General features: G+C 61.4%; 30 protein-coding genes. 13 read left to right on the plus strand and 17 right to left on the minus strand.

The window, feature by feature from the left end; translation table 11 throughout:
• Window positions 1-338: 338 nt before the first annotated feature.
• The 12 genes from AB3X98_RS20000 to AB3X98_RS20055 form a co-directional block, all read right to left on the minus strand.
• Window positions 339-1,037, minus strand: a complete 699-nt coding sequence (locus tag AB3X98_RS20000; protein WP_368610302.1) for a hypothetical protein — start codon at window positions 1,035-1,037, stop codon at window positions 339-341.
• Between the two features lie 14 nt (window positions 1,038-1,051).
• Complete coding sequence (locus tag AB3X98_RS20005; RefSeq protein WP_368604362.1) at window positions 1,052-1,342, minus strand: DUF2471 family protein; 291 nt, start codon at window positions 1,340-1,342, stop codon at window positions 1,052-1,054.
• Between the two features lie 41 nt (window positions 1,343-1,383).
• A complete protein-coding gene (locus tag AB3X98_RS20010; RefSeq protein ID WP_368604361.1) occupies window positions 1,384-1,581 on the minus strand; it encodes a hypothetical protein in 198 nt (65 codons plus the stop codon).
• A 42-nt stretch (window positions 1,582-1,623) separates the two neighbouring features.
• Entirely contained in the window at window positions 1,624-1,923 is a 300-nt protein-coding gene (locus tag AB3X98_RS20015) for a hypothetical protein (protein ID WP_368604360.1), read from the minus strand.
• Window positions 1,923-2,333, minus strand: coding sequence for a hypothetical protein (locus AB3X98_RS20020; RefSeq protein WP_368604359.1), 411 nt, complete (start codon window positions 2,331-2,333; stop codon window positions 1,923-1,925). Before AB3X98_RS20020 ends, AB3X98_RS20015 begins: the two co-directional genes overlap by 1 nt.
• A 249-nt stretch (window positions 2,334-2,582) precedes the next feature.
• Window positions 2,583-2,822 carry a GNAT family N-acetyltransferase gene (locus tag AB3X98_RS20025; protein ID WP_368604372.1) on the minus strand — a complete coding sequence of 80 codons (240 nt, stop codon included), beginning with the start codon at window positions 2,820-2,822 and terminating at the stop codon, window positions 2,583-2,585.
• 633 nt (window positions 2,823-3,455) lie between these two features.
• Window positions 3,456-3,989, minus strand: a complete 534-nt coding sequence (locus AB3X98_RS20030) for a hypothetical protein (RefSeq protein ID WP_368604358.1) — start codon at window positions 3,987-3,989, stop codon at window positions 3,456-3,458.
• Between the two features lie 33 nt (window positions 3,990-4,022).
• Window positions 4,023-4,382 (minus strand): hypothetical protein, encoded by a 360-nt coding sequence (locus tag AB3X98_RS20035; RefSeq protein WP_368604357.1) that lies wholly within the window; start codon window positions 4,380-4,382, stop codon window positions 4,023-4,025.
• Window positions 4,383-4,470: 88 nt separating this feature from the next.
• Window positions 4,471-6,561 carry an AAA family ATPase gene (locus tag AB3X98_RS20040; RefSeq protein ID WP_368604356.1) on the minus strand — a complete coding sequence of 697 codons (2,091 nt, stop codon included), beginning with the start codon at window positions 6,559-6,561 and terminating at the stop codon, window positions 4,471-4,473.
• 385 nt (window positions 6,562-6,946) lie between these two features.
• Window positions 6,947-7,168, minus strand: a complete 222-nt coding sequence (locus tag AB3X98_RS20045; RefSeq protein ID WP_368610303.1) for a transcriptional regulator — start codon at window positions 7,166-7,168, stop codon at window positions 6,947-6,949.
• Between the two features lie 86 nt (window positions 7,169-7,254).
• Window positions 7,255-7,734, minus strand: coding sequence for a tyrosine-type recombinase/integrase (locus AB3X98_RS20050; RefSeq protein WP_368610304.1), 480 nt, complete (start codon window positions 7,732-7,734; stop codon window positions 7,255-7,257).
• Window positions 7,644-7,937 (minus strand): tyrosine-type recombinase/integrase, encoded by a 294-nt coding sequence (locus AB3X98_RS20055; RefSeq protein WP_368604354.1) that lies wholly within the window; start codon window positions 7,935-7,937, stop codon window positions 7,644-7,646. Before AB3X98_RS20055 ends, AB3X98_RS20050 begins: the two co-directional genes overlap by 91 nt.
• A gap of 409 nt (window positions 7,938-8,346) precedes the next feature.
• Between AB3X98_RS20055 and AB3X98_RS20060 the strand changes: the two genes are divergently transcribed.
• On the plus strand, window positions 8,347-8,538 hold the full coding sequence (locus AB3X98_RS20060) for a helix-turn-helix transcriptional regulator (RefSeq protein WP_368610318.1): 192 nt from the start codon (window positions 8,347-8,349) through the stop codon (window positions 8,536-8,538).
• 16 nt (window positions 8,539-8,554) lie between these two features.
• Here the strand turns inward: AB3X98_RS20060 and AB3X98_RS20065 are convergent, their stop codons facing one another.
• The 4 genes from AB3X98_RS20065 to mobH are packed head-to-tail and all read right to left on the minus strand — an operon-like array spanning window position 8,555 to window position 14,095.
• Window positions 8,555-9,001, minus strand: a complete 447-nt coding sequence (locus AB3X98_RS20065) for an SET domain-containing protein (RefSeq protein WP_368604352.1) — start codon at window positions 8,999-9,001, stop codon at window positions 8,555-8,557.
• Between the two features lie 55 nt (window positions 9,002-9,056).
• Window positions 9,057-9,755 carry a DUF4400 domain-containing protein gene (locus tag AB3X98_RS20070; RefSeq protein WP_368604351.1) on the minus strand — a complete coding sequence of 233 codons (699 nt, stop codon included), beginning with the start codon at window positions 9,753-9,755 and terminating at the stop codon, window positions 9,057-9,059.
• 11 nt (window positions 9,756-9,766) lie between these two features.
• Window positions 9,767-11,908: a type IV conjugative transfer system coupling protein TraD gene (gene traD / locus AB3X98_RS20075; protein ID WP_368604350.1), complete on the minus strand. Its 2,142-nt coding sequence runs from the start codon at window positions 11,906-11,908 to the stop codon at window positions 9,767-9,769.
• A 24-nt stretch (window positions 11,909-11,932) separates the two neighbouring features.
• On the minus strand, window positions 11,933-14,095 hold the full coding sequence (gene mobH / locus AB3X98_RS20080) for a MobH family relaxase (RefSeq protein WP_368604371.1): 2,163 nt from the start codon (window positions 14,093-14,095) through the stop codon (window positions 11,933-11,935).
• A gap of 649 nt (window positions 14,096-14,744) precedes the next feature.
• Here mobH and AB3X98_RS20085 point away from each other — a divergent pair.
• From AB3X98_RS20085 to AB3X98_RS20120, 8 genes are all read left to right on the plus strand, one after another.
• The gene (locus AB3X98_RS20085) at window positions 14,745-15,278 is read left to right on the plus strand and encodes a lytic transglycosylase domain-containing protein (protein ID WP_368604349.1); all 534 of its coding nucleotides are present in this window, start codon (window positions 14,745-14,747) and stop codon (window positions 15,276-15,278) included.
• Window positions 15,275-16,324 (plus strand): CpaF family protein, encoded by a 1,050-nt coding sequence (locus AB3X98_RS20090; RefSeq protein ID WP_368604348.1) that lies wholly within the window; start codon window positions 15,275-15,277, stop codon window positions 16,322-16,324. The genes AB3X98_RS20085 and AB3X98_RS20090 overlap by 4 nt, the downstream gene beginning before the upstream one ends.
• Window positions 16,317-16,739 (plus strand): hypothetical protein, encoded by a 423-nt coding sequence (locus AB3X98_RS20095; RefSeq protein ID WP_368604347.1) that lies wholly within the window; start codon window positions 16,317-16,319, stop codon window positions 16,737-16,739. Before AB3X98_RS20090 ends, AB3X98_RS20095 begins: the two co-directional genes overlap by 8 nt.
• Before the next feature lie 9 nt (window positions 16,740-16,748).
• Window positions 16,749-17,123, plus strand: coding sequence for a VirB3 family type IV secretion system protein (locus AB3X98_RS20100; protein WP_368604346.1), 375 nt, complete (start codon window positions 16,749-16,751; stop codon window positions 17,121-17,123).
• A gap of 104 nt (window positions 17,124-17,227) precedes the next feature.
• Complete coding sequence (locus AB3X98_RS20105; RefSeq protein WP_368604370.1) at window positions 17,228-19,828, plus strand: VirB4 family type IV secretion system protein; 2,601 nt, start codon at window positions 17,228-17,230, stop codon at window positions 19,826-19,828.
• Window positions 19,821-20,624, plus strand: coding sequence for a conjugal transfer protein TrbJ (locus AB3X98_RS20110; protein ID WP_368604345.1), 804 nt, complete (start codon window positions 19,821-19,823; stop codon window positions 20,622-20,624). Before AB3X98_RS20105 ends, AB3X98_RS20110 begins: the two co-directional genes overlap by 8 nt.
• 11 nt (window positions 20,625-20,635) lie before the next feature.
• Window positions 20,636-20,920, plus strand: coding sequence for a hypothetical protein (locus AB3X98_RS20115; protein ID WP_368604344.1), 285 nt, complete (start codon window positions 20,636-20,638; stop codon window positions 20,918-20,920).
• 35 nt (window positions 20,921-20,955) lie between these two features.
• Entirely contained in the window at window positions 20,956-21,984 is a 1,029-nt protein-coding gene (locus AB3X98_RS20120; protein ID WP_368604343.1) for a type IV secretion system protein, read from the plus strand.
• A gap of 2 nt (window positions 21,985-21,986) precedes the next feature.
• Here the strand turns inward: AB3X98_RS20120 and AB3X98_RS20125 are convergent, their stop codons facing one another.
• On the minus strand, window positions 21,987-22,256 hold the full coding sequence (locus AB3X98_RS20125; protein ID WP_368604342.1) for a hypothetical protein: 270 nt from the start codon (window positions 22,254-22,256) through the stop codon (window positions 21,987-21,989).
• A gap of 75 nt (window positions 22,257-22,331) precedes the next feature.
• On the opposite strand from AB3X98_RS20125, the gene AB3X98_RS20130 reads away from it, so the two are divergent.
• From AB3X98_RS20130 to AB3X98_RS20145, 4 genes are all read left to right on the plus strand, one after another.
• Window positions 22,332-23,072: a VirB8/TrbF family protein gene (locus AB3X98_RS20130; protein ID WP_368604341.1), complete on the plus strand. Its 741-nt coding sequence runs from the start codon at window positions 22,332-22,334 to the stop codon at window positions 23,070-23,072.
• A complete protein-coding gene (locus AB3X98_RS20135; protein WP_368604340.1) occupies window positions 23,069-24,115 on the plus strand; it encodes a TrbG/VirB9 family P-type conjugative transfer protein in 1,047 nt (348 codons plus the stop codon). The genes AB3X98_RS20130 and AB3X98_RS20135 overlap by 4 nt, the downstream gene beginning before the upstream one ends.
• Window positions 24,116-24,237: 122 nt before the next feature.
• The gene (locus AB3X98_RS20140) at window positions 24,238-25,449 is read left to right on the plus strand and encodes a TrbI/VirB10 family protein (RefSeq protein ID WP_368604339.1); all 1,212 of its coding nucleotides are present in this window, start codon (window positions 24,238-24,240) and stop codon (window positions 25,447-25,449) included.
• Window positions 25,446-25,829: a TrbG/VirB9 family P-type conjugative transfer protein gene (locus tag AB3X98_RS20145; RefSeq protein ID WP_368604338.1), complete on the plus strand. Its 384-nt coding sequence runs from the start codon at window positions 25,446-25,448 to the stop codon at window positions 25,827-25,829. Before AB3X98_RS20140 ends, AB3X98_RS20145 begins: the two co-directional genes overlap by 4 nt.
• Window positions 25,830-25,837 lie beyond the last annotated feature (8 nt).

The raw sequence follows: 25,837 nt of genomic DNA on the forward strand, positions 1-25,837 counted from the left end.
TCACGTGGCCGACGGCCATCGTGCGGCTGCGCTGCATCGACATCAGTTCTTCGCGCTCGGTCTCACTCAGATTCATCTTGCCCATGCACTATTAGATCGGTGCAATTTCAATGGTTCAATGGACTAGTTCACGTTCGTGCTGGTTGGAACCGTCGATCCGGTCCCATTGCACGGCTTACAAGCGACGAAGCCGGCCAAGCCAGGCCATCCGCCAGTTCCGCCACACAAGGCACATTCAGTGCCGGCTTCTGCAAGGCTCTCGGCTTGCTTTAACCTTGCCTGCCATTCGGTTTCGCTGATCTTTGTCACCTGTATTTCCCTCTCTACGTTTCCCTGTGTTAACTAGTCTGCGCTTCGGCGTCGCCCATCAATGCGCGCAAATCGCGCTCAAGCTCCGCCATGGCTGAGGCAACTTCCGTCGAGACGCGCTGCTCGATTTCGATCCACTTTTCGGCCATATTTTGCTGTCGCGATATCACCAAGTTAAACAGGTTTGCGCTACTCACTAGCGACTGCCGAATCTGGTCGATCCGTTCGGATGCGCTCTGCGTGAGGAATATCCTCTGCGGGAGATAGGCAGCCTCGAATGCTTCAAAGGCGTCCGCCACCGCACGAGCGCGATCCTCTTTGCTCGGTCCGCCGGAGAATTCGATGGCCTGAACTAATTGCTGTACAGCCTGATGGAACCGAAGCAATTGTCCGTGTATCGCTGCGATCGCGTCGAAGCGGCGTTGCACCAGCCCCCCGTATTTCGTGCTTTGTATGGCAGCACTGATAGCGAGCGCAGAGCGGAGCTTCTCGAGCTCAACGTCCCCTCGTGCTTTGAGGGTGGCCTTGTGCGATTCAAGCTGAGTGTCAGCCTCGGCTTTCATCTGAACTTTGAGTGTCTCCAGCTTCGCCGCATACTCAGCCTGGATCGCGCTCCGTAGACGCTCGCCGATCCAAGTCCGCGCGAGCCAGACGAGCGCACAGGAAAGAGCTGTACTGACGCCCGCCGACGACAAAATGACAGTTGCGACGTCTACCCAAGATCCCATTTTGCTTTCCGTGATCAATGAACCCGGCGCCATGCGTCATCAATCGCACCGAAAACAATTGGAACAAAATCATGGCCTTCGAACGACACAGGCCGGTCGTCTTTCGGGTAGTCGAGACCAGCAGGCGCAAGAAGCATGTCGAGAATACGCATGCTGTGCTTGCCGGTCGCTGCCACCTCCGCGAGCACTTCCGCCTCAATCTTGTGCAGAAGCGCCCACGTGAGCACGCCCGCGGCGCGGTGACGCTGCACCACCGCCGGCACAACTTCCTGTACCGCCGCATTGGCGGAAAACAGCACATCCATTTTATGTTCCTCGCATTCCCTGATATCGGCTTGAGCCGCGATTACTTGACCAACTGCATTCCTGCGACCTTCGATGCAGTCACATCGAAGGTCGCCGTGTATTCACAGTCGCCCACGTGCCCGGACCGCTCGATCAGGCAATCCGCAAAATCTGCCTTGTCGGACACTGCAAAAGCCCACAGCGCCTTGCGCACCGTATTCCCCCCTTCGACGAGCTTTTCCGCGTCGTCGATTGGCATCACCTAACGGCATCAAATCCGTGCTGTCCCGGCAGCCGGCAACTACCGAAGCGTTGGCCGAACCAAATCTTGTACTAAGGTCTTGCGCTTTCGATAGCTTTCGTTGATTTCGGCGCGAGTCTTGGGCATCCAGTCCACCAGGGTGTTGAAGGCAGGAACAAACATATCAACGAGCAGATTTTCATGCTGGTTACGCACGTTGGGTACATACGCATGTGCATCGCGGTTGCGAATCATCTGAGTCAGGAGAACAAATGCGCCGTACATTAGGTCGGCCTGCGCCTCAAAGCGCTTGGTTTCCGCTGGATTGGTGGACGCGGTCGGCTTGTGCTGATCGATCATCAGCGGCACCCACTTTTGGAGCAGATTTTGAGAGCCCCATAGTCTGCATATTCGGTGGTTTCTAGTTGTTTCGGATCCCCTTTGTACCGGCGCGCCTTACTGCACCACGCCGCCATATCCGAAAACTTTGGCTGCACTGCCATCGGCTTGGTGCCACGAATCTCGATTCCGTTGCCCAGCAAAGCCCCCTTCAGAAGATATTCGGCACCGATTGAAAAAGTCGTCCAGCAAGCCACCCTGCCGAACGCCTTATCGATCTTCAGGCATTCAGCTTCGATTCCGCCCGGCGCGAAAAAGAGGCGCTTCGTACCTCCCCATTTCAGTAATCGAGACCGTGTGACGAACCAGATACCGGCCGTGAACTGAAGCTCGCCGTCAACCACCGCATCGGTTGTAAAGCTCAACATCATTTATTTTCCTTGTCGCAGTGGCGCCAGAAATTGACGAACGAATTCGACGCTCCGGTGCTTCCCATCTACCATCCATGAATAGGTCTTTTTCTCAGGGTCATAAAGCACGTCGATAACGGATCCACCAACCTCCGCAACAGCGCCAGGAATCCTTACTACCTTCCGGTCAGGTTGAATCACCGATACACCACTGCGCGCTGCCGCCTCAAGCGACTCTACTGTAGGGATCGACATTTCACATTGTCCGAGTCATCGCCGCAAGCCCGACAGAACCTTCACCATCTGGTCGGTGCGGCCACGTTCAAGGCTAAAGCCGTTTCTGAGGTACCACCGTACTAGAAACTCTCGACTCGTGCCATCATCGAGCGGGTAGACCTCGAGGCGGAGTTCTGGCAAATTTTTGCGCCTCGCCACCATTTCGGCGTGCACCAGAAGATCTTCGCCGACGCCGCATCGCCTGTGAGCTGGCACCACAAAAATCTCGCGGATCGACGCGCACGGCGGTCAATCGAGGAGGTCAAGAATCAGAAGACCAGCCTCATCGCCTCTGACTCGTGCGAGGAAGAAGTGCGCCCGTCCGCCGTCCGATCGCTTCGCTCGCTCCAGTAACAGGGCACTCGAAAGGTTCCGCCACTCTGGAAGCTCAAGGATTGCAATAGTGGCTGCCACCATGGTTCCCCCTGTGTCTGTCAGCGACCCGGCGTCCGCATTTTTTCGGCCTCGCCAACGATGGCTGTGCAGGCGTACCATGACCTGGTGCAAGGGGCAGCCGGCGCCTGTTGTTTTCCGTGGTCAACTCGCTTGCCCGTGCAGCGCTCGTGCGACGCTCGAGACAAGCTCGCCTAGCGGCGTAGCCCCCAATTGACGGAGCTCAGTCAAGAGGGCCTCAAATTCGCGATAGCTGACTACCGATCGCGCCGCTGTGTTTGCCAATTCATCGATCCGGCTTGCAATCTGCTTGATATGCGATTGCCGTTCGGATGCCTCTTCGCGAGTGAGCATCTTTGGACCGTGCTGGACGAAGACGTGAGAATACGTCCTCACATAGGCTGCAACTGCCCGAAGCGGGCTCTCAGTGTTGCCCCCATAAGCCCGACTGCTTTTCACGTTTTCCATGGTGGTTCAATGTCGCCTGCTAGTATCGCGATCCGTGGTTGAGTGTTGACTTGCGTCATCCTTGGGGATATGCGCGAACACGTTCGCCCATTCTGGCGCTGCCATATCTTCGAACTCTTTGTTTGCCCGCTCTGTCAATTCCTGCCACGCAGCTGTTACCTTAGAGATTGCCTCTTGCGTACAAGGGATCGGACAGTCGTACGTGAGGTAATTGTGTAAAAATTGCAAAGCATCTTTGCGACGATAATATTGGTTGGCCTTCGTCTGCATCTTGAGGCTCGCCGCTATCGCTGCAATGACACCTGGCAGCAAGGCCAGCGCGCCGACAGTTTTACTGCTTGCAAGCTCCAAAACTCCCAGTACGCCACCGAGGAGGCTCACAACAATCGCCGAGCAGAGCAACCCCACATTGAGGGTGTAGTTGCGCTTCGCGAGCGCTCGATAGTGGGCGACTGTAGAAGCGATGTCATCCATGAGCAGTGCCTTTCGCCTCTCAATCTCCACCGAGGTGGCCGACGAACTATTGCTGACGTCTTCCATGGCTTCTCCCGTGCAGTTTTCCTAGCACCTGCCTCAGTACAGAATTTTGATGGCCGCGGTAATTGCGAGGAAGCAAAAAACCCAAAGAACAATCGGACCTGATGCGCCCTTGAATTTGAATCCCAGCCCCTCGAACTCGATTGGTCCGGATGAGCTTTCCAAGAATACTACGATGCAAAGCGAAGCCAATACGGCTGCTGGCAGACCGATCGCAACGGGAAAGTGATCCAGTGCAATCTTGTACAGCGCGGGGTCTCTCATCATCGAAATCGCTGCACCACCGATGAACGTTCCTCCGAACACGACCCCACCCGCCAAGATAAGCCAATGCGCCACCTGACGAATGAACGGCTGTGAACGCTCATGTGAGTTCGATTCGCTCGTGCTGTCCATGGCGTGTTTCCCAGTTCCGCAGCTTCTCAATACCGGAGAAGTGATGGATCAGTAAAAGGCAAAGTTTTCATCCAATAACAGGCTCTGGTCAGTCTGCGCCCTGGAGGTCATTGAATAGTTGCGACCAGCGACCGAGGGTGTTCTCGTCAAACTTTTTAACACCGCCGGCGAGAGCACGCTTTTTTTCCTCGCGAGACACTTCCACTTTCCAGCCATCGGCGAGTGGCACGCCTTGCGCCGCCGCCCAAGCTTCAATTTGAGGTACTACTGGCTTTCCCTCGACGAGCACGTCACTAAATGCAGTCTCCGGGCGTCGCTCCCAACGGTCAATAGCATCGGCGAAGAACGCTGGCGGAAACAGGTCTTCAATCTCCGAGTCTACAAACCCAACATATTTGTCAGTCGTGAAAACGCGGTCCTTAGCCTCCTGATACAGTCCATTCTGCATGTCCTTAGCCATCCGTCGTCCCGCTTCGTCACCATCCAGTAGCATGAAGGGAAGAATTTCATCTCGGCCAGTCAGAATGCTGGCAATGACTTTCGCGTTACGTGCGCCGTGCGAAGGCGGAAACACTAACTCGCGTTTGGGGTTGATCCTGCCTGAGCCAATCAGCAAGCTCTTGATGGTCGCAAGATAGTGCTGGTCGGAAGGACCCTCAACAATGATCGGGCAACATCCGAACAAAAGGCTCTCCGCTACGTTCATGTTAAGTGCCGAATAGATCGCATAAGTCGCACCCGATTTGCGTGGATCGTCATTCCCACGCCGCAAGTCAGATGATGCCTTCGTTGACCCGTCGTCGGCGACATAGACCTTGCGCGCCCGGTCCAGCATGTCAGCGTCGACCAAGAACGGCGAATGAGTTGTATAGATAAGCTGATTAGTCTGCGAAAGCCCCTCGAAAAATGCCGAAAGATCGCGCTGCGCTAACGGATGAAGCGACAAGCCGGGCTCGTCAAGCAGGAGTATGGCATCTCGATGATCTCGGGTGCTTTCAACCAAGAAGACAAGGTAGAAGCTAAGAAACCACTGAAGCCCGCTGCTGCGATCCTCAAGTTCAACCTTTTCGGGGCGTCGCTTGTCACTCACCCAAATACGGAAATGATCGCCGTCTGCTTGGAACTCAAATGTATAGTCACCCTGCTTCCACCAAGCACCAAACTTCTTCGTAAGGTCAGTGCCAGCGGAATTGAGCAGGATCGTACGTTCGCGCTTTTTAGTAGCAATCTGGGAAATTTCACTTTCGCTAGGGGCGCGGTTCGATTGCTCTCTGAAGTCGCGCCCAAGTTCGAGAATTTCCTCCGGCTCGAGCCTCACGAAGCTGAACAACACTCTAAGAGTTCTCGCCTTCGCTGCATCCCTTGCACCGAGGTCAGTTCGCTTTAGATTCTCCACCACATGTGGTAAGTAGATCTCCGAGTCAAGGTTGCCGTAGTTCGAATAGAAGACAAACCGTGGCAGGTTGTTAATGACGAGGTCTTGCACTCCGACGACGTCGACCGGTAACGGAGCCGATAACTTTGCCTCGATATCCGAGAGTGATTCAATCAGACGCAAGTATGGCGGCACAATTGAGCTGGTCGGCGCGGGTGTGTCTGGAAGAACTACGCGAAGCCGACCGATAACCTTCGAAACAGTCGCGACTGATAGCTCAACGATTCCCTCCACCTCCGTCTTCGCTTCTCGCAACGATCCTAGCAGCGCATCCTTAAGTGCGCCCTCTTTGCCAAGCGATACGCTGCTTTCGACTTCAGAAGCGACACGGGAAATCAGATTGACACCCGCCTCTCCCTTTACCGCACGAATCGGCGAGTGCTCAGGAAAATCAATCTTGTAGGAACCGTCAAACGCACGTGACACCTGAACCAGTGCGAGTTCGTGGCGCGCAACGCCAGTCAACTCTTCTAGCTTCGGAGCAATTTCAGAGCAGTCAAATTCCGCCGTGATGAATGCAAATTCTCCCGGACTCTCTCGTATAGCCGCGTAGTTTGCCTTTGGGTAGTCAGACGTGGGTTGGATATCGCCTTCGCGCGCAGGGTTGAGCTTCCACAGAGGCAATAGAAGATTGGTCTTGCCGGACTCGTTCACGCCCACCAAAGCTGTAACCTGTTCTGCGTCGAGCCAGCCACTATCAACCACCGACCTAAAATTGGTCACTTTGAATCGAACAAGCCGCATCCTTACCTCTCTGGTTGGAGCCGAGCGGCGCATTCGCCCGCTGAGCATCGAAAGACTTTCTGGAACAGTAATACCCCGTGCAAACGTATGCCCCCGGAAAGGAGAAGTCGCAAAATACTCCAGTCGACAACCAGTTCCCAGGGCGTAGATCTATGGCTTACGGTCCGCGCCGCGATCAAATCGTGTACCTCGTTCGCCAGTCTGTGCCGCCCCTCAACCGTCCCTTCCCACAGCCCGAGAGCAGGTCGATGGTTGTACGAGCGATCGCTTTGGCCGTGTCAAAAGTGATCGACCGCATCGCTCCCCCCCGCTTTTCCTGACGTTAGTAGCGAATGTTCCGAAGTGCCATCGATTTATATCGCCATTGGGGATGGTCTGGAATGTTTCACTTCTTTTGCCATTTCAAGATTTCGCGTACGTACGACCGCCCCATTTCCGGCATCGTCCGCGCATCCGGAGAGTCACTCGGGAGCAGCCATTTGTCTAGCGTGCGTACGGCAATGCTCAAGCGTGCCGCAAATTCGGCGCGCGTCATACCTAGTCGCTCCATCGCCACGCGCAGGAGATCCTGTTGGGCAAGAGTCGCGAGATCCTCCTTTGGCGTCATCTTTTTTGTTGCCTCGCAGAGTCACTTTGGGATTTATATCCCCATCGGGGATAGGATTCAAGACCTTACCCTATCGTAGTCGGCTATCAGATTACATCCTCACATGCACGACGCATAATCTCCGGAATCGGATCGATGTAGCGCATCGAATCGTCGATCGACTCGTGCCCAAGAAGCAGGCTTACCTCCTCGGCGCTTGCCCCTCGGGCCACGAGCCGTGTTGCAAAGGTCCTTCGGCCCGAGTGGGATGATGCCTGCTTCAGGCCGGCGGATCGGTACAGCTTGGTGACGTAGGCTTGTAGCGAATCTGCTGCCCAGTAATCGACCCGAGAGCCGTTTGCGGCCGTTCGCTTTTTGAGGGTGAGTGCGTAGGGATATCCCTTCCTGCTGAGGATCATGGGAAGCGCGGGATTGAGGCCGCGGAATCGAGTGCGGTCAAGCGTTACACCGTGGCCGTGATCGACGCGATACCTGACTAGCGTTCGAGGGCTTCGAGCAGCGTCCGCCCCGTGAGATAGACGGTACGTTGGCGACAGCCCTTCGTGATCGCTTCGCGAAGTGAACATTCGACGCGCAAACGCCCGTTCGGATACATCACGTCGGAGACAGTCACTTGCGCGATCTCTGAGATGCGCATCCCTACACCGAAGCCGAGCAACAGAATTACAGCATCGCGCTCGGGATAGTGGCTGGTGACCTCGGTGACTCGGAGTAGGTGACGGATCTGCCCGGGCGCCAGTACGGCGGCCCGCTTGATTTTCGAGGACATGCGGCTCTCTGAAAAAGACGGAAATCACGAAAATTCAGAGAGAAAACCCACGTTGGATCTTTTTCTAGCTTAACCCAAGCGGAGACTCCCAACCTCGGAAAATTCATTGCCGCGCCAACCGGCGGACTATTTGCGGAGCGCTCGTGCGGCCAATGATCCAATCGACGCGATCGAACGCTGGCTCACGTATCTTCTTCGATCTTTGGGCTGGACTGTTCGGTAACAAATCGGTAACCAGATGTAACGCTTACGTGTCTCTCTGTGTCGGGAAGATCGACACAATCTCCCTTCGACGCTTTCCACATCACGCTGGCGCCCTAGCGCGTCCGTTGCGGACGAGAAGGTTTTGCGGATAATCGGCTACGGCAAATGCAATCCGGAGTCGTGCAAAATGGACCAGGTAATGCGCATGAAGGAAGTCGTCAAGAAAATCGGCCTATGCCGTGCAACCATTTACGCGATGATCAGTCGGGGAGAATTCCCGCGCCCTATCCGCATCGGTGAGCGCGCGACCGGATGGCGTGAGTCCGAACTGGAAGCTTGGCTTGCCAGGCGGTCAGCGGCGAGAGAGCAGGCTTCGCCCTTTCCCCGAAGTCACTGATCCTGACTTGCGGGAACTACGCCTCGCTCGCTACCAGCATCGTTCCCCTGCACCGGGGAGCGCCGCACCGGCAGACGTAGCACCGCCTGATCTCCTCGTCGACCAGCTCGTCGGTCACTAACTGGTAGTCCAGGAACAGCTCATCGCCAGGCGCGATCGCGACCGACGCATGGATAAACACGCGATGATCGATTTCGATGGCCTCGCAATTTGCATCGCATGAGTGATTGAGCCAACGCGCGCTGTTTCCCCGTTGCCCACCGTCGATCACGCGTCCGTCAGACAGCCCGAAGAAGTAAGTGTGACCAGACACGCCCGACTTCCGGTGTTGCCTGACCGCTGTTTGCCACCCGATCAGATCACCCTTGTATTCGAGAATCCGCTCACCGGGTTCGAGCGCCTGAAGCGCGAATACGCCTCGCCCGTGCACGGGCGAGCGCCGGACGACCACACGTCGGTGCATGACCTGCCTTTCCTCTCTCTCATTGTCGAAGTGAAGTATAGGGGGCCCTTACTGCCTATGTGTATTTCTTGAAGTACTTGGCCATGTTCCATACCGCGAGCAGCATCATCGCCGAGACCGGCCAGAATAGGAGATAGACAGGCAGGCACAGAGGTGCGACAAGCCACACGATGGCCGTCAGCGGTATTACCCCAAATGCAAGCCCGCGCTTTGCATGGTGATAGCGGGTCGCAGATTCGTGGCCGCCCTGCGCCCGCCTGACGTGACGCGCCACCAGTCCATCCGTGAGTGCGATCACGACGGCGAGCACAAACTGCGGGATCGTCATCAGCAACATCGAGACGCGAACGCCGAACAGCTTCATTCCAACCATCGCCACGATCAGCACCTCGCGTGTCGATCCGGTAAATGCGGGCCGCAGCATGGACCCGAGGCCCACAGCCGGTAATGTCCCAGCCTGCCAGGCACGCGCAGAGGCATCGACGCCCGTCCAGCCAAACCAGCTCCAGTACGCGAGATCTGCTGCGCGCCTTGCGAGTTCGCGATCTGATGTCTGTTCCAGGTAATAGCGAAGCAGCGTCTCAATCCCGCCCACGGGATCGTCCCGCCAGAAAAAGTGGGCTGCCGCGATGTCAGTCAGCACCGACAGAAGCGATGCCAGCATTAACCATAGCGTCGCATGGATCGCCAGATCGACGATCCAGAAAAACGACTTCACACCGTCCGCGTTGCCATCCCGGCGCGTCGCGCTCATGCCAGCTCCTCTCAGAATCCCGCACCCTTGCCCTCGACCACCCAGGGTTCGATGGCTGATGGCCGGGGGTGAGTGCCGCCCGGCAGGAAGCTGCCCACCACGCCACCGATAACGTCCGGTGCCACCCCGCCCGCCTCGTCGAACGGCGAGACTGCCTGTACATAGGACGCGTATTTCGCCCGCATATCTGCCACCACTTCATCCAGCCCGGGCAGCATGATTGGATCGTTCTCCTCCAGCAGCGGTAGCCGAACCTTCACGAGTTGGCCGCCCTCAATCAGCGCGAAGGCCTGCCCCTTTGGCAACTGCGTGAGATCGGCGGGCTGCAGCATCGGCACAGGGCGTACCGAAATCTGGTCGTGCGTCTGTGCCGTGAAATGCACCCCCTCCCCGCGTCGCACCGCATCCGTCGCCGACGACGCGAGCGTCAGCGTCTTCACGTCGACCATCGGCAACTGGTCGGTGAGGATCTTCGCGGTCGTCACGTATTTCACACGCAGCATCACGAGCGTGTTGAAGTTGCCGAAGATCTGCTCGGCCTTGGCCCGGGAACCGATCTTCGCTTCCACGTCGGCGCTCGTCTGCGTGTAGGCCGTCACCTGATAACCGGTCCCGCCTGCCTTGTTCACCATCGGCACGAATTCGTCGCCGACCAGTTCGTTAAATTCGTCCGCATGGATCGACACGCGGCGCCTGCCGCCGGCGGTGCTCTGGCCGTAACCATGCCCATACTTGTAGATCCGGCCAGCCGTTGACGTGAGATCCGCAAACATCGCGTTGCCGACCACGCCCGCAACCTCGAAGTCGGACAACGCATCCAGCCCGACGTACACGATCCCGCCGCGGTCCATCACCCGGTTCCAGTCGAATACGGGGCGCGGGTCGTCCGGATCGCTGTAGTCGGGCGACAGCAGTTCCGACGTCCGCCCTGTGGTGAGCTTTTCCAGGAGGGGATAGAGCGATGAGATCAGCTTGTCGAAGTAAGAACGCTCGTTGCTGATCACGGACAGCAGGCCATTGGCGATTGGATCGGTCCAGCCCTGCTGACGGATCAGGTTCGCGACCTGCAGCACTTCCTGGTTGCGCTGCAGGCGCATCGCCTGCTTCGCCTCCTCCTTCTCAAGCGGCTCCAGCCCATCTTCCCAGCCTGCGTGATCGCGATCGAGCCAGAAGCGGAAATACCGCAGCGCCAGGCCGTCGATATTCACCGCATTCTGGTAGATCATCTCGTAGGTCGGACGGATGCCAAGCGCGCTCATCGCGCGGGCCATCACATTCACGAAGCGCCAGACGAAATCGCGGAACGCGGCCGACTGGCCTTCCTTCGGCAGGTTGCCCGCGATGCGGGTCGCGACCTCCGTGATCCGCGAATAGGTGCCGATCGGGCTGTAGCGCGCGGAGCGGTCCGGGTAGCCGAGGTGGAAAAACGTGAACTCGCCCTCGCGACCGCAACGTTTTGCCTCCGCATACATGCGTAGCAGCAGGTCGATGTCGCCCTTCGGATCGAACACGATGACGATATCGCCGCGACGGATGTCCTGGGCGACCAGGACCTCGCACAGCCGGGTCTTGCCGACGCGCGTCGTGCCGAGCACCGCCATGTGACCGACACGCTCGCCGAGGTCAAACCAGACATCGCGCTCCTCCGGCTCGACACCGTGCAGGGCTGGATCGCCGCCAACCGGTGGCAGTGGCGCCACGGGATTCCACCATCCGTACCGCCGCGTGATACGCGCAAGCCGGCCGTCGGGATAGCGCCGCTCGTGATCCCGTGCGTGGTCATAGAGATCGCTTCGGGCGAGCAGTCGCCGGTACTCGGGAAGACGGGCCTGATACAGGCGCTGGGTGTGAATACCGCTCCACCGGAAACCGCGGCCGAGAAATACCTCCCTGCTGGAGCACGGGATGACCGCGGCCGGGATCACGTATTGCGGCAGCCGCCGCAGGTTGCGCTGGAAACGGATCAGCTGCCACGCCTGCCTGGCACGCACCCAGGCGAGGGCGAGTAACCCAAGAGTCGTCACACCGCCGGTCGCTGGGGTGAGCAGAAACAGCGCGGGGTGGGACCAGAGCACGCCCGTTGCGGCAAGCGCGGCCACCGACGACAGCAGTTCAACGGGTCTGCGAAAGCGGTTCTCGACTGGATAGCCCATCGCCTGTCCGCTTCTGCCCGACGCCTACGGCTGCGACGAATGCGGCACGCCGTCGGCGTCCTGAGCCGGCTTCTGCTTCGACTGGATCATCGCGTTCGGCGGCGGAACGGGATTGAAGAACCGCTCGGGCTCGGGCACGAGCATCACGGACAGTTGCCGTCCGCCCGCACCCTTGATCGTGTAATGAAGCAGGTAGGATCGCGCGGCACCGCCCGAATCCGCCGCCACCGGATAGCCCGACTTCTGGAAATCGCGCTGTAGCTGCTTCCACGGCTCGGGTGTTCTGCCGTCCTCAGCCAGCGTCTGCTCGATCGCCCCGGGGTGCGCCTGCGCGAAATCGCGGAAAACTGCGGGTGTCACGAGCAGCATGCCCTCCGGCACGAAGTGCACCCGCGCCATCGACTCGTTGTACGGCAGTGCTCCTGTTGCAATCCCTTCCTGGACCCACGCCATGAAACGCTCGGCATTCGGTCGCGGTTGCCGCCCGCCCTTGCGTGAAGCCACGGACCGGGCCGGCGCCTTCGCTTTCTGCTTCGGGCGCATCGGTGAGGCGACCTGGTCGGGCACAGGCCTGTCTGCGGTATGCGCCTTCCCCTCGCGAACTGCTTCGGCCTGCAACGTCGATGCGCTCTCGACGTCAGGCAGAAAATCTGGCGAGTCGACGCGTGAAGCCGGCAGTGGAGCAGTAGCAGTCGAGACCGGGCTGGGCTCATCGACTGCTGCGCCAGTCAGATCAGGCATGACAAGCAACATGGGCGACGCTGCGTCGATTCCCGCCGTGGGCGCGCCCTCATGAACAGCCGTTGCCTCAGCGGGTCCGGGTTGATCCGGCTCGTCCGCGTCCGGCGAAGCGGACTGGACGTCTACCGTATTGCCAGGCGGCGCCGGTGACGCGTCCCCGACCGGCTGTGACTGCACGTCCATGCCAGCCTCCGCAGCCTCGACCACCCTCACCGCACCGGGCGGGAGCGCACGCGGGTACTGACCTGGATCGGCGTACAGCCGGTCAAGCGGAAAGCGCAGCACCGTAAAGGTCTGCTTCCAGGTTCCCACCGTCACCTCGACGGTCCAGATCGCGCCGCCCTCCGGCGTGGGAACGAGCGCGCCGTACTCCTGCCAGGTGTCGAAGAGCCGGTTGTTGTCAGCCGGGATACCGGCCGCACCAGGCTGCTGCCGTTCGTTTCGGGCCAGCCACGCCCGCACGGCCTCGGCAAGCGTCTTCGCGACGCACCACAGGAATTCGCCGTCGCAGTATCCGGTCGCGCCCGCACGGTTCATCGGCAACTCGCCTTCGGCGAGCAGCCGCCGCAACCCGCCCATCAACCGCTCGATTAACGGAACAGCGCGGGCTGTCGCAAAGCGGGTCCGAGGGCCCGAGAGCAGATTCTGCGCAACCGAGCGCCGGTCCGCCTCCCCAACGATCTTCGCGAGCGCCCCGTCCTTCGCGCCGGCATCGCCGGAGAGATACGCTGCCAGTTCATCGATGACCGGCGGATACTCTGCGAGCCAGGCGAGCGATGCGGAGGGAACGAGGCGCTGGAGCAGCACGATGGATAGCCGCGCATGCTCGGCATAGTCGCGCTGTGCCGGCTCCGGAAAATCCACCCGGTACCACTCGCCACCCTGCCCGTTCATGCTGCCCGCCAGCGGCACCCAGGGCCGCGCAGTCGCGCCAATCACGATTTCAACCTTCAGGTCTGCCAGGGGTTTTCCGACGTCGTGCAGCAGCGCGGCGACCAGCACGGCATAACTGTATCGCGCGCCGTGCTGCATCTGGTCCTCGGGACTGGCGCCGAGTGGCAGCCGGTAGCCTTCGCGGAAATGCAGCGCAGACCGTGCCACCTCGAGCAGATGGATCAGCAGGCCACCGGGCTGTGCATGATGATGGGATTCCGATGCGGGCAATAGCTGCACGAATTCGGCGAGTTGCTGGATCAGCGGCTCGACGTCCCTCCGCTCGCTCTCCGCCGACAGGCCCAGGCTGCTTCCGATACTACGCACTGTGCCCTGCATGCCGGTTCGTACAAGGAGCTCACCGGACGCGAGTACAGGCAGATGCTGCGCAGACGGCTGCGAGCGCCGCAGTGTCGGAGTGGCGGCGGATGCAGCAGGCAACGCTGGCTGGGAGGGCCTCGTGGAGGCCGCTGAAGCGCGTCCCAACCAGGTCAGGGCGGTACTGAGTGCCATTTGGGTTCGCAGACGGTGAGTGCAATCGGCTAGTTCAATCGGCTTACGCGGCGCGCGCAATGCCTCATTCGACTGTCCCCACAGTACGCAGTCGCCCTCACTCCCGGTCCGGAATAACTGCACGGCATGCGGGCGTCGCATGCAGTCATGTCGAACGCGTCGAGACCGGAAGTCGCGGTCAGCCGGGCGGTCCTTTCCCTCGCCTTGTGCGGCGTGCGCCGCGGCGTTTTTCTCCCTTGCCGCAGCAGCCTTTTTTACCCTTCACCCTTTGCGCCTTTCAGCGGGTGAAGCGACTCATCCCAAGCTTCACCCGCGGCCTTTGGATAAGGCCCTTCCCTTTTCGTCGCCCTTTGTTCCCCTTGCCTTTGCAGCCTTCCGCCAACGCCTTTGTATCGCGCTGGACATTCTGTCCTGGCAACGACCTCGCGACTAGGCAGTCCGCAAAAACCTGCCGCCCCGTCCGAACTCACGGGCAGGTATCCGGCCCATCCGCGCGCCATCGCTGCCTACAGTGAACCCGTCGGTCCGCTCCCCCTGGGCCGACGCGCGCTGTTGGCCTGCCGGAATGCTCCCCGCGTCCGGCAGGCTCTTTTTCTGGTTCTCGTGATCATCGGCGCGACGTGGGGATTGGCAACAACGGAGGTCAACGGTGAGGTGCGTGTGGATCGTTCTCGTGGGCGCACTGATATCCGGGCTGGCGTTCAGTTGCCGGGCCGACTGCATCGATGACGCCGCGCGCTTTCATCACGTGAACGTGCAGCTCGTCCGGGCGATTGCCACGGTCGAGTCCGGACAGCACGCGAACGTCGTCCATCTGAATGCTGACGGCAGCACCGATATCGGCCTGATGCAGATCAACAGCCGGTGGCTCGTGACGCTCTCGCGCTTTGGCATCTCGCGTGCCGATCTTCACGACCGCTGCACCAACGCCTATGTCGGCGCATGGATCCTGTCGCAGAACCTTCACCGACTCGGCGTGAACTGGGACGCCGTGGGCGCCTACAACGCCGGGGCGCACGAGAAGCGCATCGCGTACGCGCGCCGCGTGTATCGGGCACTCCACACGGCGGCCTCGCCCCTGCATTCGGCGTCGTCCGATCCCACGGCGGTTCAGCAAGGTGCGCCGGCTTCCGGGCTGATCGCGAAACTGTTCCAGCCTCTCACATGGGGAGGCGATCAATGAGCCGGTTGACGTATGAATACGCGCTTGAGGTACTGAACGACTACCTCGGTCCGCTGCAACCCATGCTCGCGGATCCTGATGTGCAGGAAATCATGGTCAACCGCGCCGACGCGATCTTCGTCGAGCGCAATGGGAGCGTCACATACGTCGCCGGGTGCGAGCTCGACCCCGATGCGCTCGACCGCGCCATCACGATCCTCGCGAACGTCAATGCGAAGGAGCAGACGCCGCTGCTCGACGCGCGCCTGCCTGGCCTGCGCCTCGCTGCCGCCCGTCATCCGGTTGCCGTACACGGCGACATGATGTCGATCAGAAAGCATTCGCGTCGACGTATTGGACTTGCCGACTATGAGCGCAGCGGCGCGTTCGATGTACTTCGGGGTGCGTCGCCGCTCACCGCGCGCCACCGCCATACCGCGCTGCTGGAGCGTCTGGCTGCGGGTGGCGCTGCCCTGCGCGAGTTCTTCGAATGGGTCATGCGCGAGCGCATCAACGTTGCGTTCTCAGGCGGAACCTCTTCCGGCAAGACCACATTACTCAACGCGATGATCGATGCCGTGCCGCAGGAAGATCGCGTCGTCACCATCGAGGACACGGCCGAGCTACAGGTGCATACGCCCAATCACGTCGCGTTCGAGACCAATCTCGGCATTACGATCCGCGACCTCGTGCGCTTCTCGCTGCGGGTACGCCCGGACCGGATCATCGTCGGTGAAGTCCGGGGCGCCGAAGCTTTCGACCTGATGGAAGCGCTGAACACCGGACACCCCGGCTCCATCGTCTCGTTCCATGCCGACTCGTCCGACACCGCGCCCGCCCGGCTGGAATCGCTGATCCGGATGAGCGACGAAGGCCGGCTCCTGTCGATCGACGACCTGCGCCATAAGGTCGCATCCACATTCCGGTTCTTCGTGCATGCCGAACGTCAGGGTGCAATGCGTGGCCCGGTCGAAATCCGCGAAGTGCTCGGCGCGGGGAATGGGCGCTACCAGACCCGTTGTCTCTTCTCCCGTTACGCCTCGCATGAGGAGATGGTCCATGCATGATCAACATCAGCGCACCCGCCTGCTCCGCAGCGCCAGCCGGGTCATCTCCGCATTCCGCCAGCACGGCGCGGATCTGCGCGATGCAGGGCGAACCGTCGTCGTCCGGCACCAGCGGGCGCTGCGCCTGATTTTCACGGCCCTCTGGCTCGGCACGATTCCCGCCATCGCGCATGCCGGCATCTGGAACGGTGGCCTGTGCACCGTCTACCAGGACGTGCTCGATAACGAACTGCTGGAGGTCGTCTCGCTCTCCGCGCTCGTCGGCTCGATCGTGCTGTGGCTGCTCGACGACGGCCGCAGCAACATCAAGACGCATGTGCTGCGCGGCGTGCTCGGCACGCTGGCGATCCTGAACATGCCGCTGCTCTGGGCGCAGGTGTTCAACCATGGTGCAGCATGCACGGGCAGCATCTGAGGCGCTGATATGGAAACGCTTCGTTCCACCGGGCACGACGCATCCGGCGAACCACCCGATCCGCAGGATCCGGCGGACCCGCTTGCGACACGCGTCCGCAAGACCATGCTTGAACCCTTCCTGCTATTCGGGATCGACCGCAAATGGTGCATTGCCGAATGCGCCATCGTCATCACGTTCGCAGCAGGTCTGCGTAACGGCTGGGTGCTGCTCGCGGTACTGGTCACGCATCCGGTGCTATGGCTCGCTGTACGGCGCGACCCTGACCAGATCCGCTGCTATACGAAATACAGCCGTCAGGGCGACTACTACGAGCCCCGCCAGTTGCTGCGCCAGAAGATCAATGCCCGTCCCAAAGGCTTTGCCCGGGGGATGCCGTGCTGAAGCCATCTGTCGCGCGCTCGCCATTACCCCTCTCTCCGTACGATGCGGAATCGCTTGCACAGGTAGCGCTGCGCACCAATGGCGATCGTCGTTCGACCGCCGAGATGGTGCCGTGGCTGTTCCGCTTCAGTGACTCGCTGATCGTCAACAAGGACTCGTCGGTGATGGCGACGTATGAGTTCTCGGGCCCCGATACCGATGCGCTCTCGACCGGCCACGTGCTCGAACTCACGGACAACCTCATCACGTCGCTGCGTGACATCGCCCGGCGGCCCGTGACGATGTGGTGGACGGTGCACCGCCGCCGCAGCGCCCGGTACCTGACTACGCCGATGCCGGACCCGATTTCGCAACGGGTTGACGATGCGCGGCGCGACACGTTCGAGCGTGGCGCGAACTATGCGAACCGTCACTTCGTCACTTTTGCGCTGGCCCCCGAAGTCGGACTCGACCGGTTTGCGGGCAAGGTCACGCACGGCATGACACATGACCGGCTGTCGATCGCGCAGGCGTTGATGCAGGCCGTTCGCGGCACCTTTTCCGACCAGTACCCTTTCGCGTACACAGCTTCGGAACTGGCTGCCGTCGTCGAGACCTTCGAGAATATCCTGTTCGGATTCGTCGCCGGCAATCCGCGACTGGCCTACCGGCGACTCCGCGGTGGCGCGCTGGGAGCATTCATGCACGCGTGCTGCTCGCCGCCCAGCGATCACGTGCACACCGTACCGGTACCGGATATTCCGGCACTGGATCTCGTGATATGCGATACCGAGGTCCGTCCCGGCCACGACTACCTGCACTTCTACTCACACGGACGCCAGCGCTTCGCGATCGCGGCCGGCATCCCGGCGCGGCGTGACTTCTGGCCAGACAGCGTACGACCCACGAGCCTCGACGGCCTGCTGAAGGTGCCCGGGGAGCTGACGGTCAGTCACTGCTTCCGGCTCACCACGCCGACGGCCGCGATGCGCTTCATCGACAGCATCCGCCGCTATCACGAGGGGCGGCGGCTTGACACGCGCTCGCTGCTGGCCGCTACGCTGCGCGGCGGAGACACCTCGGGTGCCCGCCAGAACCAGTCCCGCTCGACTGCCGCGGACGATGCCAACCGGCGTATCGGCAAGGTCGAGATGGCCGAGGAAATGTATGGGTACTACAACCTGTCAGTCCTTTCCTTCTCGCCCGTTTTCGAGACCACGCCGTTCGATGATGACGTCACCGTCGAAACGGCATGGACGCAGGCGGTCGCGACGCACAGGGCCGTCGAGGAAGCGCTGCGCGCGGCGCACTTCACGCCGGTACGCGAAACCCTCCACGCCTTCTCCGCCTTCGCGACGACCATCCCGGGCATGTGGCGCGAATGCGCGCGATGGTCGTTCATCGACACAGCGGCATTGGCACGACTGCTGCCACTGCGCGGCGTGTCGGACGGGCACCGGATCAACGCGCATCTGACGAAAGAGACCGGCACGTTGTGCCCCGCTCTGGCCGCCTTTCCGACCGAGTTCGGCACGCCCTACTGGTTCACTGCGTTCCTCGCCGACGTCGGGCACATGCTGATTTGCGGGCGCACCGGATTTGGCAAGACGATCTTCATGCTGCTGTGCGCGACGCTGTTCCGTAAGTATCCGGGTGCGTGGCTGTACGGGTTCGACAAGGACCTGTCGATGCGGATCCCGACGATACTCCAGGGCGGACGATACCTGCAGTTCGATCATGACGCAGCCGGCGCTTCCGATGACGAACGTGCACAGATGAACCCGCTCGTGCTGCTCGCGGCCCCCCGGCACCGGGAATTCCTCGTCGAATGGATCGTGATGCTCGTCCAGCAGCGCGGCACCTACCGGGTAACGGCGGGAGACCGCCGCGAGCTCGAAACCGCGCTCGCCGCGACGCGCAGCCGCAGCGACCAGCGGCTGTGGCGACTGCGTACGGTCCACGCGTCGCTGCCCGCCGGTCCACTCGCCGACGAACTGGCACTGTGGGTTGGACCAGCCGTCCACGCGCACTATTTCGACAATGTGCACGACAGCTTCGACCATAACTCGAACGCTGGCCGCTGGGTGTCGATGGCGACGGACCGGATTCTCGCCAGTCCGGCCATTGCCCGCCCGTTCCTGTCGTATGTGACCTATCGCATCCAGGATTCGCTCGAGCAACGTCGCGCCTCGGGTGTCATCGGTCCCACGCTCGTGATGCTTCCGGAAATCTGGAACCTGCTGGACGACGATACGTTCGCCGCGCAGATCGGGAACTGGATCGTCACGATGCGCAAGAAGCTCGGCTGCGTGTGGATGGATGCCCAATCGCCCGAGCAGGTCTCGACCTCGAAGATCTGGCCGCAGATCCGCGACAACGTGCTCGTGCGCGTGTTCGTGCCGGTCGAAAATTTCACACCGTCCGCGAAAGCGGCTTGCCAGCGCGATTTCGGCCTGTCCGACGCCCAGATCCGCACCATCCAGCAGCTCGTCGCCAAACGCGACTACTTCGTGACCGAACAGGGCGGTGCGTCACGTCGTATCTCGGTGCCACTGGACCCCACGTCGATCGCCATCCTGCGATCCGAGATGAGCGCCCAGCTCATGTTCGACCGGCACCTGCATTCCGGGCGCCCGGACTGGAAAGATCGCTACATCGAGGAGGCGATGAATCAGTCCAGCGGGAGTGCGATTTCAGCATCGGAACAGGAAGCCCATCATGCGTAAGCCAACGATTCCCGGCGCGGCGCTCGTCGCTGTCCTTTCGATGATGCTGCACGCGGGTGCGGCGCGCGCCGGTGGCGGCCTTGACGGGGGCGCCACCGAAATCACGCAGTTGCTGAACCATGCCGAGCTGGCTTCTTCGGTCGCCCAGCAGGCGCAGATGGTCGAGCAGAACGTCCAGGCGCAGATCACCCGCATTCAGCAGTACGTGACGATGGTCCAGAACCTGAAGCAGGTTCCCACCTCACTGATCGACCAGACCATCGCTCCCTACCGGACGCAGCTTGCGAGCTTCCAGTCGTTGTCCACCGCTATCACGCAACTGCAGCAGGCGGCCACAGCGACGAATGGGCTCTTCGGTCGCAGCCTCTCCGAGATGAACACGACGGGCATGTCGCCCTCACAGTGGCTGTCGGCCTACACGTCGCTCGCCTCGACACGTGGCGGTCTGTATCAGCAACAACTGACACAGGACATGCAGAACCTGGACACGCTCGCGCAGCGTGCGCAGAACCTGCAGCAGATCCAGTCGCAGATTCCCGGTGTCACGGGCAATGTGCAGGGCCTGCAGATGCTCAACCAGCAGTCGAATGTGCTCGCCGGCGAGATGGTCGACCTGCATGCGCTCGTGCAGCGCCAGGTCGCGCAGCAGATGCAGGACAGGATCGCGCAGTCGCAGGCCCAGGGCAATGCGGCACAGCTTGCTGCCGCCCGTGCGGCAGCGCTCGGCCAGACCAACCAGCAGGAGCAGCAGACGACGCAGGGCGCACCCGATTTCGATCTTCTGCAGGACCAGTAGGAGAACCAGGGATGCTGCTTCGCTGGCTGATCCGCCATCTCTGTGCGACGCCCGCCGAGTTGCGCGTGGTGCTGCACGCGCTGCAGCAATACCGTGTGCACAGCCGCGTGCCATTCGAGGAGCGCGATCCGCACTGGTCGTTCGACCGGCGCATCACCCGCAGCGTACGGCTGTCGCTGCTCGTCGGACTGCTGGTTGTGCATATCGAGAGTCCACAGGTTTTTGCGGCAGCCTGGATCGCGCTGCCGCTCGCCCTGCTGCTCGCGTTGCTGCGGCTCGGTGGCGCCCTGCGATAGCGAACCGCTCTCCACGGTGCGAACAGGACACGACCATGAACGACGTCATCTCCGTGCTCAATGCGCTCTTCACTGCGATGCAGGCGAAGGGGACGAGCCTGCAGACGCTCTTCCTGTCGGACGGCATGGATCTGCTCGCTGCGCTCGGCCTCGTCATGGCGACGTGGCATGTGTTCCTGTGGCTGCTCGAAGGCGACTTCCCTAGCTTCTTCGCGAACATGTTCCGGCATCTGATCCGGTGCGCGGTGATTCTCGTGCTGCTCACGGCCTGGTCCAGCACCGTGCACAGCTATTTCGTCGACAACATGCAGACGATGGCGTCGCGTGTGTCCGGTGGCGAGGGCAATCCCGGCGACCTGCTGCGCGCGCTCGTCAATGCCGCTTCGACCATCATGCAGGGTGTGCGCACGGAAGCGGCCCAGGTGTGCGAACAGGTGCCCGACATCACGCCCGATGGCGTGGTGATCCCGAACACCGACCATCAGGTGTGCGGGGCCGCGAATGATGCCGGGGCGAACTCCGCGGGCCTGAACTCCATCTGGACACTGGTCAAAAATCTACCCCTGATCCTGCTCGCGTTTCTGGCAAAAGCGCTCGCGGTCATCGCCATTGCGTTGATGACGATGATCTTCGTGGTGGTCGTGCAGTTCGGCTCGTTCCTGCTCGACATTGCCTTCTGTCTTGGACCGGTGCTGATTCCCTGGTATGTCCTGCCAGCGGGCGAATTTCTTTTCAACGGCTGGCTTCGCTTCACGATTTCCGCAGGACTCTTCAAGGTCGTCGCCTGGCTGATGATGGCGATCGTCAATGGCGGCGTGCTACCTGGCATCGAGAGCCTCGTGCAGCAGGCCGCCGCGCAGAACGGCACGAACAGCGATGCGTACTACGCGACGAACTACCTCGCGATGCTGGCGCTGGCGCTGGTTTGCGGTGTCGGGGCTTTCATGATGTGGCAGGTGCCGGATATCGCACGCGCTCTTGTGTCGGGCAGTGGCGGTGGCGGGTCCGCTGGGTTCGGCAAAGGGTTACTCGGCCGCAACGTTACGCCCAAGCCGTTGAGGTGAATTCAATGACGCTGATGCCTCGAACTTTCCTGAATGACATAGTAGGTTGTCCGCTCATCGTCAAGGCGCCGCTGCCGCTCCATGTCGGCGCGAAGCGACTCCTCTCTCTCCTTCGGTGTGGTGCTGATCCACGCCCAGGCGATGAATGCGATTGCGCCCGCAAGCATCATCGCGACGCCAAAATGCTGTGCGCCGACCTGATACAGGACGAACTCCGCGAACAGCAGGATCGGCAGCACGAAATAAAGCAGGATGATCTTGAGCTTGGCCATGGCTGCACCTTCGCAGCAGGTGAACTGGATCCCAGTGTAGCACCGCGGGCGTGCCCGTGCCGGAGGGACTAGGCGATGGGCAAACGCGTGCAGCCCTCTTCTGGCACCGAGATATCGGGCGCCGATCTCGCGCCACCACCGAATACGGGTGAGGCGGTCTCCGCCTGGTTTGCGGCATTCCAGCGCCCCATCTGGGAAAAGCGGCTCGCGATCAAGGTGGCTGCCGCATTCGCGCTGGTTGCTGCCGGCGAATGTGCCGCGCTGATCGTGCAGAGCATGCACAGCGGCCCCCGCCCCTATTTTGTCGAGCACGACGAGAAAAGCGGCGCAGTGTGGGTTTCGGACCGTTATGCGGAAACCTACTCTGTCACTGCGGCGAACAAGCGTTATTTCCTCGTGAAGTGGGCCTCGCGCGCGTTCACGATCGAGGCGGACAGCCAGGATACCCTCGCCCGTCAGATACCGGCAGCGTTCGGCTGGACGTCGGGTGCCGCTACGCAGGAACTCGAAACGTACATCACCGTAACCGATCCGGTCGCGCAGCGCGTCGTGCAAACGCCGGGGCTCACGCGCGAATTCGTCGAGAACTCGACGTCGTTCTCGCCGGACGGTCAGGTCGCTTACCTGATCTTCACGCTGATCGAGAGCGTCAACGGCAAACCGTCCCGACCCAAACAGATGCTGCTCACGGCCAGCTTCCTGCTCGCGCCCGAAACGCTGAAACCCGGCGAAGAAAAGGACAACCCGATCGGGCTGCGCATCACCCACTTCGGCCTCACGCCCTATGCGGGCGTCAATCCGGGAGCAACGCAATGAATCCCGTCGTTTCCGCCGCGTGCTGCGCGGCATTGTTCACCACAGGCATCTGCTCAGCCGCGGCGCAGGTCGCAGCGTCAGAACCAACGCCCCCTGCACCTCTGCCGGCCAGTGCGGTGACAGCCATCACCTCGCAGCCGACTGTGAATGCGAGGCCCACGCCAGCGCCGCATCTACGAGCCCCGAATCCCTCGACTTCCCGCGCGTCTGCGTCCCGAGCTCATATCAACGGCCCGTACCCTGCACCAGATGATTCGTCGCTGGTGGTCTATGACTTTGATCCGGATTACCGGTATCCGGTCCTCGTGCGCACGAACGAAGAGACCCATCTGGTGTTCGGTCCCGACGAAGAAGTCGTTGGTGTCTACCTGTCCGACACCGGCAAGCGCTGGCTCGAACATACGGCCCTCACGAAGCGCGACGTATTCATCGAGGCGCGCCTGCCCGCACTCGACAATGCAGCGACGGTCATCACGACGCGCCGGCGCTACGAACTGGACCTCCGTTCGTCGGACCATGACGCGGCGTATCAACGCGTCTCCTGGCACTATCTGGATACCGACGCGCAGATGACCGCGGGACAGGTCTCGCCCTTCGGCATCGAATACCCGGGCAACGTTCCAGGCGCCAATTCCGCGGCGCGGGCGGATGGAGGCACACCAGCGGACTCATCCGCCTCAGGCGACGCGCGCGCGGCTGGCCCGCGCATCCCCCTCGATCAAGCAAACTTCGACTATCGGGTCGAAGGTAGCGCACCATTCGCTCCGGTGACCGTGTTCGATGACGGGCGCTTCACGTACCTGCAGTTTCCTCACCATGCCGAGCTGCCTGCGATCCTCGTCATGGATGAAAAAGGCCAGGCCGAGATCGCGAGCTTCATCCCGCTCGGGGACGACTTCTTCGAAGTGCAGCAGATCACGACGTACGGTCTGCTGCTCAGACGCGGCAAGGAGGAAGTCCGGGTCTTCAACGGTCGCGGTCACGGGTGTAGCCTGTTCGGCTGTGACCCGGCCCGCATGAAGAACGTCTACGGGAAGCCGTGACCATGGCCGCTCCCGAAAACAGCGACGCTCCGCTCACGCAGGAACCGGCGAAGCTTACGCGTATTCGCCGCAATCTCGCAAAAACGCTGCTGATTGTCCTGTGCTCGGCGCTGCTCGCAATCGTGCTCGTCCATGCGCTGTCCCATCCCCACGAGACCGCGGCCGAACGGCGCGAGCGTGAACAAATCGAGGCGGACGCCCGGCAGCCCAAGGCTTCGTCCGATGCGATCCGCAAGCGCCTCGAGGACCAGCGCAACCTGGCACTGGCTCGTGCGGGTGACGCAGCATCGGGCGCGAGCGCCCCGCTGGGCGGCACGCCACTCGACGGCATCCCAAAGGGCGCACCCGGAGACGACAGCGGACCACTTCCCCGAAACTACCGGAATGGTGGTGAAGCATCGGGATCGGGCGATGCCGATCGCCTCGCCTTGCAGCGGCAGATCGAAGCCATGCAGAGCCAGTCGCTCGTCGCCTACGAAGACACTGGCAGCGGCACCAGCAACGCGCCCGCCGGCAACGGCTCGCCACTCGATCACATCGCGGACAACCTGTCGCAACACCTGGACCAGCAAACGGCGGCGGGCCACGCCTCTGAGAGCGGCGGCGAATCGCCCCCATCGGGACCGTCCTCCGTGAGCGCATCCAGTGCGACGGATCATCGAAACGCCGACTGGATCCGGCAGCAGGGCGAGGGAAACGACGACAGCGCACCGCTGGTCCCGATTCCTGTCAGTTCGCCGTTCATGGTGATGGGCGGTACACCGATTTCCACCGTGATCCTGCAGGGCGCGAAGAGCGATATGCCCGGTACTTTCCGCGCGATGGTCGATCGCGACATCTACGACAGCATCGACGGAAGCTGCCTGCTGATTCCGAAGGGAACGCGGATCCTGGGTCGCACGAACAACGATGTGGCGATCGGTCAGGACCTGATGCTGATGGCCGCCACGCGGATGATCTTCCGCCACGCCTCGATGCGGCTCGACGGGCTGACCGGCAACGATCCTGACGGTGAAGCGGGTGTCAGCGCGGACGTCAACAACCACTTCTTCAAGATCTTTGGATCGACGTTCCTGATCGCGGGTGTAGCGGCCTGGATCGGTCACAACCAGAGCCAGTCGAACGGCACGACGATCAACATCAACGGCGGCATGTCGACCGATCTGTCGGAGGCAGCGGCGCAATCGCTATCCCAGACCACGCAGACGATCCTTCAACGCAACATGAACATCCAGCCCACGCTGCGGCTGGAGCCGGGTCAGCGCATCACGTTCATCACGCAGCACGACATGCTGCTGCCGCCCGGCACCACTGACGGGAGTTGCCATCGATGAAACCCTTCGCCGCCCTGCTTCCTGCAACCGTGCTGCTCACTGCCTGTCTGCTTCAATCAGCTTGCGCCGAACCACCGACCGCGACGGCACCGGTCTACGATTTTGACTGGCATCTGGGCGGTGACGCCGCAGTCCGGCCCTATCAGGTATTCGACGACGGCCAGCGAATCTACCTGCAGTTTGACGATCCGAAACGCGTGCCCGCCATCTTCGCCGACACCCCGGGAGGCGTCGTGCTTCTCCACTGGCGACCGGACCCGCCCTATGTGGTTGTCGACCGGCTGGATCCCGCTCTTGTCTTCCGCGCTGCTGGCCAGGAAGCACGTGCGGTACGGACAACACCCGGCGGTCCGCCCCGGATGGCACGCTTCGGTCGATAGCCGGGCGC

It is taken from the genome of Paraburkholderia sp. BR14312 (assembly GCF_040948675.1).
GTDB classification, from domain to species: Bacteria; Pseudomonadota; Gammaproteobacteria; order Burkholderiales; family Burkholderiaceae; genus Paraburkholderia; species Paraburkholderia nodosa_A.